The organism is Streptomyces himalayensis subsp. himalayensis (assembly GCF_013778455.1).
In the GTDB taxonomy this organism is placed as follows: domain Bacteria; phylum Actinomycetota; class Actinomycetes; order Streptomycetales; family Streptomycetaceae; genus Streptomyces; species Streptomyces himalayensis.
The window spans coordinates 1-574 of the sequence record NZ_JACEHE010000102.1; the positions used below are offsets into that span (position 1 = coordinate 1).

A 574-nucleotide genomic window follows, 5' to 3' on the forward strand; every position below is an offset into this window, starting at 1 on the left:
ACTGGGCCCGGAGCACGATGCCGCCTGGTCGGTGCGCAAGCGGGAGTTGACCGGCCGGTCGTCATCGCGCTGGGCGGGCAGCATCACCCAGGCCACCCACGACCAGTGGGCGCTGGCCCGGCGCGCACAGGCCGCGCATATCGCCTGGCTGCGCGGGCAGATCACGCAGATCCAGGCCCGGCTGGACCGGCCGCTGGGTGCCAAGGCCGACAAGCGCGAAGGGCTGTCGAAAGGCTATGCCTCGCGGCGCGAGTGGCACGCCAAGTCCCGCCGCCTGCACACCCTCCACGACCGGCTGGCCAGGATGGAGGCGGACCAGGCTGCGGGCCGGGTGCGCGTGGTGCGCGGCGGCAAGGATCTGGCCCGCACCCGCCATCACCTGGCGCAGGTGGGGCTTGAGGAGAAGGCTTGGCGGGCGCGATGGGAGGCCGCCCGGATGTTCCTGGCCGCGGACGGGGAGTCCGGCAAACGCTTCGGCAACGAGACCATCCGCATCACCGACACCGGACAGATCTCCATCAAACTCCCCGCACACGTCGCCCACCTGGCCAACGCGCCGCGCGGCCGGTAACTG

The 574-nt window shown here is 72.3% G+C and carries 1 pseudogene; it reads left to right on the forward strand.

The window, feature by feature from the left end:
• Positions 1–568: pseudogene (locus H1D24_RS41620) on the forward strand (IS200/IS605 family accessory protein TnpB-related protein); the annotation flags it as partial.
• Between the last annotated feature and the right edge of the window lie 6 nt (positions 569–574).